At 65.4% G+C, this 14,074-nt stretch carries 14 protein-coding genes; 3 read left to right on the forward strand and 11 right to left on the reverse strand.

Annotated features, from left to right (window positions below; genetic code table 11):
- Positions 1-10 precede the first annotated feature (10 nt).
- The 4 genes from phnE (EI171_RS01585) to phnC form a co-directional block, all read right to left on the reverse strand.
- The gene (gene phnE, locus EI171_RS01585) at positions 11-859 is read right to left on the reverse strand and encodes a phosphonate ABC transporter, permease protein PhnE (RefSeq protein ID WP_011090667.1); all 849 of its coding nucleotides are present in this window, start codon (positions 857-859) and stop codon (positions 11-13) included.
- Complete coding sequence (gene phnE, locus EI171_RS01590; protein ID WP_011090668.1) at positions 856-1,740, reverse strand: phosphonate ABC transporter, permease protein PhnE; 885 nt, start codon at positions 1,738-1,740, stop codon at positions 856-858. Before phnE (EI171_RS01590) ends, phnE (EI171_RS01585) begins: the two co-directional genes overlap by 4 nt.
- A 75-nt stretch (positions 1,741-1,815) precedes the next feature.
- Positions 1,816-2,751, reverse strand: a complete 936-nt coding sequence (gene phnD, locus EI171_RS01595; protein ID WP_161532393.1) for a phosphonate ABC transporter substrate-binding protein — start codon at positions 2,749-2,751, stop codon at positions 1,816-1,818.
- A gap of 64 nt (positions 2,752-2,815) precedes the next feature.
- Positions 2,816-3,625, reverse strand: coding sequence for a phosphonate ABC transporter ATP-binding protein (gene phnC / locus EI171_RS01600; RefSeq protein WP_161532394.1), 810 nt, complete (start codon positions 3,623-3,625; stop codon positions 2,816-2,818).
- A 173-nt stretch (positions 3,626-3,798) separates the two neighbouring features.
- Here phnC and EI171_RS01605 point away from each other — a divergent pair, with 173 nt between their 5' ends.
- From EI171_RS01605 to EI171_RS01615, 3 genes are read left to right on the forward strand one after another with little or no spacing between them, the layout of a single operon-like run.
- Positions 3,799-4,458: a chloramphenicol acetyltransferase gene (locus tag EI171_RS01605; RefSeq protein ID WP_028175524.1), complete on the forward strand. Its 660-nt coding sequence runs from the start codon at positions 3,799-3,801 to the stop codon at positions 4,456-4,458.
- Positions 4,455-5,648 (forward strand): alpha-D-ribose 1-methylphosphonate 5-triphosphate diphosphatase, encoded by a 1,194-nt coding sequence (locus EI171_RS01610; protein ID WP_161532395.1) that lies wholly within the window; start codon positions 4,455-4,457, stop codon positions 5,646-5,648. The genes EI171_RS01605 and EI171_RS01610 overlap by 4 nt, the downstream gene beginning before the upstream one ends.
- 18 nt (positions 5,649-5,666) lie before the next feature.
- On the forward strand, positions 5,667-6,365 hold the full coding sequence (locus EI171_RS01615) for a DUF1045 domain-containing protein (RefSeq protein WP_161532396.1): 699 nt from the start codon (positions 5,667-5,669) through the stop codon (positions 6,363-6,365).
- Positions 6,366-6,368: 3 nt separating this feature from the next.
- Here the strand turns inward: EI171_RS01615 and EI171_RS01620 are convergent, their stop codons facing one another.
- The 7 genes from EI171_RS01620 to EI171_RS01650 form a co-directional block, all read right to left on the reverse strand.
- A complete protein-coding gene (locus EI171_RS01620; RefSeq protein ID WP_246740427.1) occupies positions 6,369-6,962 on the reverse strand; it encodes a hypothetical protein in 594 nt (197 codons plus the stop codon).
- A gap of 83 nt (positions 6,963-7,045) precedes the next feature.
- A complete protein-coding gene (locus EI171_RS01625) occupies positions 7,046-8,446 on the reverse strand; it encodes a selenium-binding protein SBP56-related protein (protein ID WP_011090675.1) in 1,401 nt (466 codons plus the stop codon).
- Positions 8,447-8,822: 376 nt separating this feature from the next.
- Complete coding sequence (locus tag EI171_RS01630; RefSeq protein WP_028175519.1) at positions 8,823-9,764, reverse strand: dihydrodipicolinate synthase family protein; 942 nt, start codon at positions 9,762-9,764, stop codon at positions 8,823-8,825.
- A gap of 124 nt (positions 9,765-9,888) precedes the next feature.
- Positions 9,889-11,970 carry a methyl-accepting chemotaxis protein gene (locus EI171_RS01635; protein WP_161532398.1) on the reverse strand — a complete coding sequence of 694 codons (2,082 nt, stop codon included), beginning with the start codon at positions 11,968-11,970 and terminating at the stop codon, positions 9,889-9,891.
- 123 nt (positions 11,971-12,093) lie between these two features.
- Positions 12,094-12,864 carry an enoyl-CoA hydratase gene (locus tag EI171_RS01640; RefSeq protein WP_161532399.1) on the reverse strand — a complete coding sequence of 257 codons (771 nt, stop codon included), beginning with the start codon at positions 12,862-12,864 and terminating at the stop codon, positions 12,094-12,096.
- A gap of 12 nt (positions 12,865-12,876) precedes the next feature.
- Entirely contained in the window at positions 12,877-13,338 is a 462-nt protein-coding gene (locus EI171_RS01645) for a MarR family winged helix-turn-helix transcriptional regulator (RefSeq protein WP_161532400.1), read from the reverse strand.
- Between the two features lie 51 nt (positions 13,339-13,389).
- Positions 13,390-14,043, reverse strand: coding sequence for a TetR/AcrR family transcriptional regulator (locus tag EI171_RS01650; protein ID WP_011090680.1), 654 nt, complete (start codon positions 14,041-14,043; stop codon positions 13,390-13,392).
- Positions 14,044-14,074: the final 31 nt, after the last annotated feature.

Below are 14,074 nucleotides of genomic sequence, written 5' to 3' on the forward strand. Positions count from 1 at the left end.
GGCGAACAACCTAAGCCACCGCGCGCCGGCCGATGATCGCGAAACGGAGCTTGCCCGAGATGAAATCGATCGCGGCGACCGCGACCAGGATCATCAGGATCAGGAACGACACCTTCTGCCATTCCAGCACACGGATCTGCTCGGCGAGCTGGAGGCCGATGCCGCCGGCGCCGACGATGCCGATGATGGTGGCCGAGCGGGTGTTGGACTCGATGAAATAGAGCACCTGGCCGGCGATCACGGGCAGAACCTGTGGCAACAGGCCAAAGCGGATCTCGTGCAGTGCGCTGCCGCCGGAGGCGCGGATGCCCTCGACCTGCTTCTGGTCGGCGCCCTCGATCGCCTCCGAGAACAACTTGCCGAAGGCGCCGAAATCGGACACGGCGATGGCGAGCACGCCGGCGAAGGGGCCCAGGCCGACGACATTGATCCAAACAAGCGCCCAGATCAGCGTATCGACGCCGCGGATCGAATCCAGGAAACGGCGGATCGGGAAGCGCAGGATGTTTGACGGCACCACGTTGCGGGCGGCGAGCAGGCTGACCGGCAGCGCGAACAATGCGGCGAGCGTCGTGCCGAGCAGAGCGATCGACAGCGTCTCGCCGAGCGCCTTCAGATAGATCGGCAGCGAGGAGCCGGGATCGGGGGGGATCATCATCAGGCTGATCCAGCCGAGCTGGCTGAGGCCTGCGACGAAGCGCGACGGCGAGAAGTCGAGATCGACGAGGCCGTACACCAGGACCGCGAACGCCGCGACGATCATCGCCGGCATTGCGAGCCGCGCCGAGGCAGGCCGGTCGAACACGTCAGGATAGCGCGCGCGAAGCTCTCGCGTGTCAACCTCTTGCGGCCGCGTCACGTCCGCGCCTCCTTGCCGAACAGGCGGCCGCGCAGCCAGCCGGTGGTGATGTCTATGATGAAGACCGTAATGATGATGGTGAGCAGGATCGCGCTGACGTCCGAATAATAGAATTTGCGGATGGCGACGACGAGCTCCTGGCCGATGCCGCCGGCACCGACAAAGCCCATCACCGAGGCTTCGCGAACGTTGATCTCGAAGCGCAGCAGCGCGTAGCTGGCATAGCCCGCGGTCACCTGCGGCACGACGGCAAAGCGCATGCAGGAGAGCCAGCTCGCGCCGGTCGAGCGGATACCCTCGACCGGCTTCATGTCGGCGTTCTCGACGATCTCCGAGAACAATTTTCCGAGCGCGCCGGTGGAATGGATCGCGATCGCAAGCACGCCAGCCATCGGCCCGAGCCCGAAGGCGATCACGAAGATCAGCGCGAAGACGATGCCCGGGACGGTGCGTGCAAATTCGAGCAGACGCCGCACCGTAAAGCGCAGCCAGGGCGCGGGCGAGGTGTTTTCCGCCGCGAAGAAGTTCAGGACAAAGGCGAGGGTCGCACCGGTCAGCGTGCCGACATAGCTGATCAGCAGCGTCTCACCGAGCATCTTCAACCATTTGCGCCAGCCCCAAAGCCACTCGCCGACATCGGTCCAGACCCGCTGGCCGTTGTCGAGCGTGAGGATGCGATCGAAATAGCTGACGAAGTTGCCGAAATAGGTGAAGAAGGTGCGCAGGTTCACTTCGGCGCCGATCGCGGCGAGAAGCAGCGCGGCGGCGAACACCACGATTCCGAGCAAGAGACGGAGCCGCCTGCGCGCGACCGCCTGATTGTAAGCGGTGTTCAGCGCAGCCAGTTGCTGCTCGGGCAGGATCGAAACCGCGAGGGTCATCTGTTCAGGAAAAGTGGCCGATCAAAGAGAAAGAGCCGGGTCCATCGACCAGGCTCGAGTAGCTCGTCCCGAAACTCAGGACGCCTTCTTCTTACGCAGTGCATCGACGAACTTGATCAGCTCGATCGTGCCATCCCAGTCCTTGGTGGTGGCGGGATGGAAACCCTTCTTCTGGCCGTCCTGGAGGCGATCGAAGGCCGCCTTGTCCTTGGCCGGCGCGTCGAAGAACGCCTTCGCGATCGCCGCCTTCGCCTCTTCCGGCAGGTCGGAGTTGTAGGCATAGGGACCGTTGATGATCGGCGCCGACTTGTGGATGATGCGGAAATCGTCCTTCTTCATCGGCGAGCCGTCGGCATTCTTCAGCATGCCCTTGGTCAGCATCTGCGCCAGCGTCGAATCGTCGTCGCTGGTCCACTGGTTGGCCGCGACATCGACCGTGCCCTGCGCCAGCGCCAGGATCGCGTTCTCATGGCTGCCGGTGAAGACGACCTTGCTGAAATAGGTGTCGGCGTCCGCGATGCCCATCTTGTCGAGCTCGAAGCGCGGCACGTTGTTGCCGGACGTCGAGTTCGGGTCGACGAGGCCGAGGTTCTTGCCCTTGAGCTGGTCGATGCTCTTGTAGGGGCTGCTCGCCTTGACGAAGAACACCGAATAGTAGCCGGTCGAGCCGTCGGCGTTGATATCGTTGGCAAAGGCGTCGGTCTTGACGCCGGTCAGGCGGGCGCGGGCGAACGAGGCCGAGCCGTAGCTGGCGATATGGATGTTGCCGGCGCGCTGGCCTTCGATGACGGCGGCGTAGTCATTGGCGATGCGCAGCGTGACCTTCACGCCCAATTCCTTGGAGAGATAGCTCATGAACGGCGCCCAGCGCTCGGTCACGCCCGAGGCGTTTTCCGCCGGAATGACCGCGAAGGTCAGCTCGGGATATTTGGCTTTCCAGTCGTCGGCGGAGGCCGAGGTCGTGAATGCGAGCGCGGCGGCGCCGGCAAGAACTAATCTGCGAGTGATCATGATACCCTCTTCATCGGTTGGGGTCGGTTGACGCAAAAATTGGCAACGACAGAAGCGATGCGGCTCAGGCGGCGGCCGCCGTTCCAAGCGCCGGAATGCCTTCGGGCGCCGGCACGGGCGAGCCGCCCATGACGTCGGTGGCTTCGAGATCGTAGAGCTCGCGCGCGACGTGATCGGTCAGCGCAGACGGTGCGCCGTCGAACACGACACGGCCCTGCGCCATCCCGATCAGGCGGTCGCAATAGCTGCGCGCCAGGTCGAGCGAATGCAAATTGCAGAGCACGGTGATGCCGAAATGCTTGTTGATGCGCAGCAGCGCATCCATCACGATCTTGGTGTTGCGCGGGTCGAGCGAAGCGATCGGCTCGTCGGCGAGAATGATGTCGGGCTGCTGCACCAGCGCGCGGGCGATCGCGACGCGCTGTTGCTGGCCGCCGGAGAGCTGGTCGGCGCGCTGCGCGGCGAGCGCGGCGATATCGAACTGTTCGAGCGCGGACATCGCCAGCGCCTTGTCGTGTTCGGGCCAGGTCTGCGACAGCGAGCGCCAGGCCGGCATCGTCGCGAGGCGCCCCATCAGGACGTTGGTGAGAACATCGAGCCGACCGACGAGGTTGAACTGCTGGAAGATCATCGCCGAGCGCGCCCGCCACTGCCGCAGCTCCCTGCCGCGCAGCGCGGTGACGTCGAGGCCGTCGAACAGGATGCGGCCCTGCGTCGGCGTCACCAGGCGGTTGATGGTCCGCAGCAGGGTGGACTTGCCGGCGCCGGATCGTCCGATCACGCCGACGAATCCGCCGGGGGAAATTTGAAACGAAGCGTCGTCCACCGCGGCTTTTGCGCCAAAGCGGCACGTCAGACCTTCAACCACCAGCATGCAGGGCTCCAGAGTAGCTGGGACCCACCGCTAACGCCGACGCTTGACACTTGTGTGACATGCACGTTGCGGTGCGGCGATCCAACACACCTCATCCCCTGTCATCGCTGCGTCATGACATTGTCATCGAGCCGCTCGAAGAGGAATGCCCGCCCTCACGCTTCGGATACGACATGGCCGGCAAAGCCCTTTCAGTCCAACCGACCATCGATCCCTCGGCCAAGCTGCACGAGACCCGGCTCGGCGCCTATACCGAGGTCGGCGCGCGCACGATCCTGCATGAAGTGACGATGGGCGATTACTCCTATGTCGTGAACGATTCGCAGATCACCTACACCACGATCGGGAAATTCTGCTCGATCGCGGCGATGACGCGTATCAACCCCGGCAATCATCCGATGCATCGCGCGACGCAGGCGCACTTCACCTATCGTTCCAGCGCCTACTTCCCCGGCGAGAGCGACGACACGGAGTTCTTCGACTGGCGGCGCCAGCATCACGTCCATATCGGCCACGACGCCTGGATCGGCCATGGCGCGATCGTGCTGCCCGGCCGTAACATCGGCACCGGCGCGGTGATCGCGGCCGGCGCCATCGTCACCAAGGACGTGCCCGCCTACACCATCGTCGCCGGCAATCCCGCGCGGATCGTAAGGCGGCGCTTCTCGGAAGAGATCGCCGGACGGCTTGCGCGGCTCGCCTGGTGGGACTGGGATCACGACAAATTGCGTGAAGCCCTGCCCGATTTCCGCAGGCTCGGGATTGAAGATTTTCTCTCCACGTATGAAGCACGGGCACACTCCCCTGCCAGCAAACGAAGCGCGGTCGCGTGACAGACATTTTCCTTGAGGGCGGCCGGGCCCTGATCGGCACCGAGTTGGTCGAGACGTCACTCAGCGTGGCCGGAACGGACATCGCACGGGTCGATGCCGCCCGTGGCCGGGCTCGGCTCGCGATCGATGCGCGCAATCTGCTGGTGTTGCCGGGAATCGTCGATCTGCATGGCGATGCCTTCGAGCGGCAGATGATGCCGCGCGCCGGCGTGGACTTCCCGATCGACGTCGCGCTCGCGGACAGCGACCGCCAGGCGATCAGCAACGGCATCACCACGGTGTTTCACGCCACGACCTGCTCGTGGGAACCGGGCCTGCGCAGCGCCGACAATGCGCGCGGCCTGATGGAGGCGATCGAGCGGCAGCGTCCGCAATTCGCTGCCGACACCCGCTTCCATCTGCGGCACGAGACCTACAATCTCGATGCCGAGGCCGAGATCAGCCAGTGGCTCGCCGAGGGCCGCGTCGACCTGTTCGCCTTCAACGACCACATGGATGGCACCGTCGCCGACATGGCCAAGCCGCGCAAGCGCAACCGCATGGTGGAGCGCACTGGCTTGTCCAGCGAGGATTTTGACGGGCTGGTCGACCGCGTGATCGCGCGCGCCGCCGACGTGCCGGCCTCCGTGTCGCGGCTCGCTGCTTCTGCCCGCGCGGCAGACGTGCGGATGCTCTCGCATGACGATGCGACACCCGCGATGCGCCGGGAATTTCGTGAGCTCGGCGCTGACATCGCCGAGTTTCCGATCAACGAGGAGACGGCGCGGGCGGCAGCGAGCCACGGAGATGCCATCGTGTACGGCGCGCCGAACGTCGTGCGCGGCGGCAGCCACACCGGCTGGACCCGGGCATCCGACATGATCGCAAAGGGGCTCTGCTCGGTGCTGGCGTCGGACTATTACTATCCCGCGCAACTGCTCGCCGCGTTCCGCCTCGCCGCCGATGGCGTGTTGCCGCTGACGGAGGCCTGGAGCCTGGTCTCCGCGGAGCCTGCGCGCGCGACCGGCCTTGCCGACCGCGGCATCCTCGCCGAAGGACGCCGCGCCGACATCCTCCTCGTCGACGACACCGTGCCGCTGCGGCCGCGGCTCGTCGCGGTGATATCGGGCGGAAAGCTCGTGCATCTCACCGATGCGACGCGACTGCTCAGCGCGGCGGCGGCGCCGCGCGAGGCTGTCGTCGCGGCATAAATTGGCTATGCTGAGGCGATGACAGGTTTTCCCCGCTACGCGATCTATTTTGCCGCCGGCGCCGACAGCGCGCTGACCCGCTTCGGCGCCAAGCTGCTCGGCTACGATGCCTACACCGGCGACGAGGTGCCGTTTCCGCCCGAGGCGCTGCACGTTGCACCGGACTGGCGTGACGTCTCCGCCGATCCCCGCAAATACGGCTTCCATGCCACGCTGAAGGCGCCGATGGCGCTGACGCCCGGCAGCACCGAGGCGGAGCTTATGGCAGCCTGCGCGACATTCGCCGAAACGGCGCGGCCGATCCCGGCCATCCGCCCGATCGTCGACACCATCAGCGGCTTCATCGCCGTCATCCCGGCCGAGCCGGTCGATGCGCTCCAGCAGCTCGCCGCCGATTGCGCGCGCGAGTTCGATTCCTTCCGCGCCGCTCTCACCGCGGAAGACCGCGCACGCCGGAAGCCCGACAAACTCACCGAGCGGCAGCGCGATTATCTCGACCGCTGGGGTTACCCCTACGTGATGGAAGAATTTCGCTTCCACATGACCCTGACTGGGCGGCTGGATGCAGAGCGCCGCGGACCGATCCTGGAGATGTTGCGGACGCGGTTCGCGTCGCTTCGTCTCGACACGCTGGCGATCGACCGCCTCGCCCTGTTCAGGCAGGACGAGACCAAGGCGCGCTTCCGCATCATCGGCGAGTGGGCTTTGGCGCGGTAGACCTCAGCGCCAGCTCGCAAGATTGAAGGCGAGCGCCACCGCGCCGACCAGAACGAGGCTGGTCGCCCAGACTGCATCCAGATTGAACCAGCTGCGCGAGACGAACCTCAATCCCAGATAGCGGTAGACCAGCCACGCCAGACATCCGCCGGCGCTGACCATGGCGGCAACGTGCACCAGGGACACCAGCACCGCCATCCCGAGACTTGCCTTCATCAGCGCGCCCGCCGCCTCATGGCCGGCATCGAGCTCGAGGGCCTGGCAGAGCCCGAGATAGATCGGCACGAGCATCAAGGCCGCGCCGTGGGCAATGGCAACGGCGAATGACCAGAGCGCCAATTGCGTTGGCGGAATTCGTGCCAGCGCGCGGGGATGGCGCCGCTCGATCAGCCGATAGACACCGAAGCCGATGACGAGAAGGCTCGCACTGATCTGGATCGAACGCTGCCACTCGGCCAGCACGAGCAGGAACGCGAATGGCAGCAGCACGAGAAATGTTGCCAGGAGATGTCCGGCCGCCAGGGCCCACAACGCGCGGAACAGCGCGCGTGGGCTCTTGTCCATGAGCCCGGCCGAAACAGCGAGCGGCCATCCCATTCCCGGGTTGACCCCGTGGTAGAGACCGCTCGCAACAAGAGCGAGCCAAAGCCAGCCAAGCGCCGGGCTCGCGTGCGCCCCATCTAGACCGACGGGTAGCAAAAGGAATCCGTCGAACAATCGCCGCCCTCGAGCCTGATCTGGTGCGCACGATATCCGTCGGGGAAGCTCACGAAATAGTCCTTGTCGAGCTCGAGGCCGCCGTTGCCACCGACATTGGCCATGACTTCCACGCCCGGAACCCCGTCGGGATAGAACTGATCGTCCCAGGTGGAATAGAGCGAATTGGTCCAGTACACGCGCCTGCCGTCGCGGCTGATCTCGACCATCTGCGGACCGGCGGCAAATGCCTTGCCGTTCGGATGGGGGGTGCGGCGCGCGATGCCGCCGATGTGGACCGAGCCCGCAAGCTTCGGCTTTCGCGGATCACTCACATCGTACTGGCGCATTTCACCCGTGCCCCAGCACGAGACATAGAGGAACCGGTCATCCATCGACAGGTCTATGTCGGTCACCAGCGGCGGCACGGCGCCAAATCCCTGCAGCAGCGGCGGGAGCTTCTCCTTTGGCGCGGGTTCGGGAGGGATCGTCGCCGTCTTCTCGGCATGGAATTTTCCGCCTTCGCGCCACCAGGTCCAGATCGATGCTTCGAGGTTGGTGGTGTCGACCACAACGCCAACGAAGCCGTATTCGCGAACCGGATCGTGCGCGGGCCGCACCTCCAGCGCCATCTGATGATTGGCGCCGAGGTCGATGGTCTGGACGTTGCGACGGGCGCGAAGGTCCCAGAAGTGGAGACGATGGCCATATTTGTTCGACAGCAGATCTTCCGGAACGATCCCGTTCTCGAACTGCGGCGGCAATGCCCATTCGCTCGTCACCATGTAGTCGCGCGGCAGATTCCACCAGAAGTCATAATGCAGCGTCTGCGGGCCACGGTCGATCTCCCATCGTCCAAGGACCTCGAACGTCTCGCAATCCATGATGAAGACGCCCGGAGGTCCGTTGGTGCCGTCCTTGCCGCCGCCGCCCAGCGTGCTGACATAGATGCCGTCCGGCCCGCAATGGATGGTGTGCGGGCGCGAGTAGCCGGTCTTCTTGAAGACTTCCTCCGGTTCGATGATCTTGTGGATCTTGGCTTTGGTCGGATCGGGCTTGGTATCGATGATGTAGATCCGCGACGAGCGCAGCCCGGGGATGATGAGATAGCGCCGCTCGATGAAGGCGTGTCCGGCGAGCGGCGACAAGGCGGAAGAGCAGGCATTCCAGCCGAAGTGATGAAACTCGTCGCCTTTGTTGGGCATCGTCACGGTGTGGACGATCTGGCCATAGGTCGGCGATCCCGGCTTGACGTCGATGACCGCAAGAGCATCCGGTTTTGAGAAATCCGGACTGAGCAGCAACGTATAGGCAAAGTTCTCCGCAGGTGCTTCCATCGCAAGCTTGGGCGATGCGTGAAAGGTGGGATCCGGCCTCATCGTCATGGCACTGCCTCCCTGTTCTGTCGGTTCGCGCCAACCTGGCTCGGGACAGCGGCATAATGAAGAACTGGTGCGCGATGTCTTGAGCTGCTCCGCGGGCTTCGTTGGCGAGCCTACAATATGTCATCGCCGGGCTGCGGGAAACGGCCCGAGCCGCGCCAATTCGACGCCTTCCGCCAAATGGAAGCCGGCGGGATCAGAGCCAGGGCCCCTCACACTCGGTGTCGTCCCGGCGAAGGCCGGGACCCATACCCCCAGGGAGCGGTTTGGCGAAGGCTAGTAGTAAAAGTCTTCCCGCGGTACCAACACCTGCGTTCACCGATAGATCACGCGGTATGGGTCCCGGCCTTCGCCGGGACGACGACTGGGGAATTGGCCGCTACTTCCCCCACCGCAGCGCCAGGGCATCCCGCTCCTTCGCCAGCTCCAGCAGCCCCGCGCGCGTCGCGGGATGCAGCGGCTGGAGCGGATGGCGCACGGCGTCCGATTTGATCACGCCGCCGGCCTGCATCATGGCCTTGCAGGCGATCAGGCCGCATTGGCGGTTCTCGTAGTTGATCAGCGGCAGCCAGCGCTCATAGGCGGCTTTCGCTTCCTCGCGCTTGCCGGCGAAATAGGGATCGATGATCTGACGGATGCCGTCGGGATAGCCGCCGCCGGTCATGGCGCCGGTGGCGCCGGCGTCGAGATCGGCGAGCAGCGTGATCGCCTCCTCGCCGTCCCACGGGCCCTCGATATCCTTGCCGCCCGCCTCGATCAGGCTGCGGAGCTTTGCCGCGGCGCCCGGCACCTCGATCTTGAAATAGCGGATGTTGGCGAAGTCGCGCGACAGCCGGGCGAGCAGCTCGACCGACAGCGGCGTGCCGGCCACCGGCGCGTCCTGGATCATGATCGGAATATTGATCGCGCCGGAGAGCACCTTGAAGAATTCGACGATGCCCTTCTCCGGCACGCGAAACGTCGCGCCGTGATAGGGCGGCATGACCATCACCATGGCGGCACCGGCCGCTTCGGCCTGCTTGCTGCGCGCCGCACAGACGGCCGAGCTGAAATGGGTCGTGGTGACGATGACGGGAACCCGTCCCGCGACATGCTCCAGCACCGCATGCATCACGGTTTCGCGCTCGGCGTCGGTGAGCACGAACTGCTCGGAGAAATTGGCGAGGATGCAGAGGCCATTCGAGCCTGCATCGATCATGAAATCGATGCAGCGGCGCTGGCCCTCGAGGTCGAGCTCGCCGCGCTCGTCGAAGATGGTGGGCGCGACCGGGAACACGCCGCGATAGGGGCGCTGGGCCTTGTGGTGGGGCGTAACCGGCATCGAACTCTCCATCCCTGATATTCCTGCACATCTAACGCCGCACTCGCGCGGCACGACAGATGTACTCGGGGCGCGGATCGGCGGCAATGCCGATCCGCGTTCCGTTGGAACAGGGATGTGAAAGTTAAGCGGTCTTCACCGCGCCGAGGAAACCTTCGACCGCGACGCGGAGGCGATCGGCGTCTGCCGACATCTTCTTCACGGATTCCGACAGCACCGTGCCGGCGTTGCCGGTTTCCTGATTGAGCTTGGCGACGCTGCCGATGGTGTCGGTCACCTCACGGGTGCCTTGCGCGGCCTGCTGGAAGTTGCGCGAGATCTCGGTGGTGGCCGCCCGCTGCTGTTCGACGGCGGCCGCAATCGCGGTCATCTTCTCGTCGATGCCGCTGATGGCGCCGCCGATGGAACGGATGGCGGTTACCGCCTGACCGGTCGCGCCCTGGATCTCCTCGACCTGGCGGGAGATCTCTTCGGTGGCCGTCGCGGTCTGCGCGGCGAGACTCTTGACCTCGCCGGCGACCACGGCAAAGCCGCGGCCGGCCTCGCCCGCGCGTGCGGCCTCGATGGTGGCGTTCAGCGCAAGCAAATTGGTCTGGCCGGCAATGGCGTTGATCATCTTCACGACCTCGCCGATGCGGCTTGCGGTCTGGTCGAGGATTTCGACCGTGGCGTTGGTCCGCTCGGCCTGCGACACGGCCTCGCGGGCCTCGCGCGCGCTCGACTGCACCTGCGCGGAAATCTCGCCGACGGAGGCCGAGAGCTCCTCGGTCGCGGCAGCGATGGTCTCGAGATTGTTGGTGGCCTGCTCGGCAGAGGAGGCGACCGCCGCGGTCTGGCTGCTGGATTCCGAGACCAGCGTACGCACATCGGTCGCCGTCGCATCGAGCTCCCGCGCCGACGCGGCAACGCTGTGAATGACGGCCTGCACGGTGTCGTCGAAGCTGCGGCAGGCGGCATCGACGGTGCCGGAGCGGGCAAGCTGGAGCGCCTGCTGCGATTCACGTTCCTGACCGAGACGCTCCGCGGTCGCGGCGCTCTCGCGCAGGCTCTCGAGCGCAGCCGCCATGGTGCCGAACTCGTCGGGATACCGGGATTGCGGAACCGGTGTCGCATAATCTCGCGCGCCGATGCGGGCGATGGCATCCAGAATGGCGCGCACTGGACGCATGAGGCGCGTGCGCACCACATAGACGCCGGCCAAGGTCACCGCGAGCGCCACAAGGAAGGCGAGCGACTGCACGACGAGATTGGTGAGGGCCCTGGCCTGAACGGCCTCGGCGCGCGCGATCGACTGGTCCAGCGCCTTGTTCGCGACTGCGACTATCGACGCGAACGGCGACTGGCACAGCGCATTCCATTCCGAGGCGGGCATCGCGGGCTTGCCGCTGCCGTCAAAATTCCTGGTGAGCTCTCCGATCTGCTTCAGGACGCCGTCGGTCTTGGCCTTCGCGTCCGACGCTGCCGTAACCAGCTCCGCCGTCACCTCGGGCGCAGCCAGCAACTCGGCCATCCCCGCCCAGCCAGAGGCGATCGTGCCATCCCATTGCGCCACCGACCGCTTCTGAACGTCGTCGAGCGGCTTGCTGCTGTTGACGTTCGAGCGAAGCGACGAACAATGGACCCCATAACGGTCGCGCACCTGCCAGGCAAAGCGGCGAACCTGAATCATGCGGGCGATGTAGGGATCGTTCATCCAGGCGCGGTTTGACACCGCGGTGGAGGCGAGGTTCGCGGTGTCGATGACCTTGGTGACGGCATCGTACCAGACATTGGTACGCTCCATCTTGCGCTCGGCCCGCGGACGCTTGGCTTCGTCGTAGAACAACTCGAACTGCGGCGCGGCTTCGTTCCAGCGCTGCTTCAGCGTATTCGCGAGCTCGTCGCGCCGGTCGAATTCGATCGTGGAGAGCGCCGAAGCGATGGATTCATAGCCGGCCTGCTCGGCCTTCTCCGCGGCTCCCAACTTGGCGCGCGGCTCGTCCTCGCCGAGCAGCGCGCTCTGGGCATCGCCGCGATTGTTGCGCAGCGACAGCACGCCGTGGAAGATGGTCTTGTCGGCGGCGGCAAGCCGCGCGGTTTCGAGACTGTCGCTGTAACGGCCGAAGGCCCCGACCATCTGGATCGCCGTGCTGGCCAGCGCGCCGGCCGCAAGCAGGGCCATCAAGGTCAGAAGAAGCGAGCTTACCGATTTCTTAAACATTGCCATGAGGTCAAGGGGCCTACTCTTCAACGAGTGGCCACCTTGCATCGCAACCTGCCAATGTTTCGTTAAGGTTTTAGTCGATTTGAGCCGGCTTCGCCTGCACCCATTCGGGCGGCCCGCCGCTCCTTACGCGACTTTCGTAAAATCGGGCGCCCGGCGCTCGGCAAACGCCGTGAACGCTTCACGCGCCTCGGCAGTGCGCAGGCGCTGCGCGAACTGCTCGCCCTCCGCCTGCATCTGCGCGACCAGCGCCTCGCCGTTACGCATCAGCTTCTTGGTGGCGGTGAGCGCGCCGGCCGGCTGGCGGGCGAGACGCTGCGCCAGCGCGAGGGTCTCGGCGTCGAGCTTGTCGAGCGGGACAACGCGGTTGGCGAGCCCCCATTCCAGCGCAGCCTTCGCCGGCACCGTCTCGCCGAGAGCGAACATCTCGTAGGCGCGGGCATAGCCGATGCGCGCCGGCATCAGCAGGCTGGAGGCGGCTTCCGGCACCAGCGCGAGGCTGACGAAGGGCGTGGACAATTGCGCGTTGTCGGCGAGCACGACGAGATCGCAATGCAGAAGCATCGTGGTGCCGACGCCAACGGCGCGACCCTGCACGGCCGCAACCAGCGGCCGCGTGCAGCGCGCCAGCGACTGGATAAAGCGTATGACGTTGCGGCTGCCTTCCGACTTTCCGCTCGCAACGGTCGCGAACTCGCCGACGTCGTTGCCGGCGGTGAACATGTCGCCCTCGCCGCGGATCAGGATCACGCGGGCGGACGGATCGAATTCGGCGGATTCGATTGCATCCGCGAGCTTGCCGTACATCGCATCGGTCAGCGCGTTCTTCTTGTCGGGGCGCGCCAGGGTCAGCGTGAGAATTCCACCGTTGTTCTCGATCCGGACGTGCTCGGTCATTGGGCTCTCCTCTTATTCCTCTGGATCTCTTGCAGGGTCTCTTGGAAACTTGTCCTGAATGCTCGACAGCCAGCGCGCGACGATGTCGATCTCGGCGCTGGTAAATCCGTCCGTCAGCGCCGCGTTGATCTCCGCCGCCGAGGTTTTCGCCTGCGCCAGCACGGTACGCCCCTTCGGCGTCAGCCACACGCGCCAGGCGCGCCCGTCCTCGCGATCGGCCCGCCGCTCAATCAGCCTTGCGGCCGCGGTCCGGTCGACGAGGCCGGAAATGCCGGCCGGCCCCATATCCAGCGCCGCGCCTGCCTCTCCCATCAGGACGCCGTCCTGCCTGCCGAGGATGAACAACAGCCCCGCCTGCGCCGGCGTTACCTCGCTCTCGGGCTGCGCGGCCATCCAGCGCTGCAACCGGCGTTGTGCGACGTTGAGCAGGTAGATCAGCCGGTGATGCCTCGTTGCGGCGTCTTTATTTCGCATGCGAAATAGATAGCCGAGACCGACCGGATTGTCAAAGGGCGGCTGCCGGGCCTAGATAGCGCGACAGCCGTCCAGAAACAGCGCCGCGCAGGTCTTGACGCGCCGCTCGATGTCCTTGCGTGACGGCAGCGCCAACCCGCCATAGATCGCCGCACGCTGCGGCGCCGACGCGACCATGCCGATCAGCATCCCGGCGGCCTCCTCGACGTCATCGAGCGCGATGCGCTTCTTCTTCACCTGGGCACGCAGCCAGCCGGCAAGCGCCGTGACGGTGCGGGAGATGCCGTTCTTGTAGAAATGGGCTGCAAGCTCCGGGAATGCGGCCGATTCCTGCAGCACCATGCGCTGCAACGCCACGACTTCCGGATCGAGCGCAAGATCCGCGCAGGCCAGCAGCGCGGCGCGCAGGCCCTTTTCGATGTCGACCTCGTCGCTTGCCTGGAGATCGACCGCGGAGAGCAGCCGCTCGAGCCTGTCGGCGCACATCGCCTCGAACAGCGCGGCCTTGCCGGGAAACAGACGATAGAGCGTCTTGGTGGAGATGCCGGCGCGGCGCGCCAGCTCCTCGGTGCTGGTCGCCGCATAGCCGTCGCCGGCAAAGGCCTGCCGTGCGGCCTCGAGAACGATTCCCTTCGTCTCCTCGTCGCTACGCACCGGCGGCCGGCCGCGCGGACGGCATTCGTTTTCCGATTTTGCCTGAGCCATGTCTTTAAATGATGCCTGTCATTCCATTGAC

This window comes from Bradyrhizobium sp. LCT2 (genome assembly GCF_009931255.1).
GTDB classification, from domain to species: Bacteria; Pseudomonadota; Alphaproteobacteria; order Rhizobiales; family Xanthobacteraceae; genus Bradyrhizobium; species Bradyrhizobium diazoefficiens.